The following is a 493-nucleotide window of genomic DNA, read 5'->3' on the forward strand; positions in this document are numbered from 1 at the left end:
GTGTCAGGCGCGCAGAGATTCTTGAACGCGCGGCCGATCTGTTCGAGCGCGACATGGCGGTGCTGATTGCACTTTGCGTACGCGAAGCCGGCAAGACAGTGTCAAACGCGCTCGCCGACGTGCGCGAGGCAATCGACTTTCTGCGTTACTATGCGGGGCTCGCGCGCGCCGACTTCGCCGAACCAAAAGTGATGCCGGGTCCGACCGGCGAGCGCAACGAGCTCAGTTTACATGGACGCGGTGTGTTCGTAGCGATCAGCCCGTGGAACTTTCCGGTTGCGATCTTCACAGGCCAGGTCGCGGGTGCACTCGCGGCGGGTAACAGCGTGTTGGCGAAACCCGCCGAGCGCACCTCACTCGCCGCCTATACCGCGATACAACTGATGCACGAAGCAGGCGTGCCGGGTGAGGTGCTCCATTTTCTGCCGGGCAGCGGGCGCGTTATCGGCACGGCGATGGTGAGACATCCGCCGACCACGGGCGTTGTTTTCCC

Annotated in this window: 1 protein-coding gene; it reads left to right on the forward strand. The window is 63.5% G+C overall.

What is annotated here, in order from left to right; all coding sequences use genetic code 11:
* Positions 1-493, forward strand: a 493-nt coding sequence (locus tag SQ11_RS16195; RefSeq protein ID WP_041515241.1) for an aldehyde dehydrogenase family protein, incomplete at both ends; no start/stop codon positions are given.

This window comes from Nitrosospira sp. NpAV, from assembly GCF_000832065.1.
GTDB lineage: Bacteria > Pseudomonadota > Gammaproteobacteria > Burkholderiales > Nitrosomonadaceae > Nitrosospira.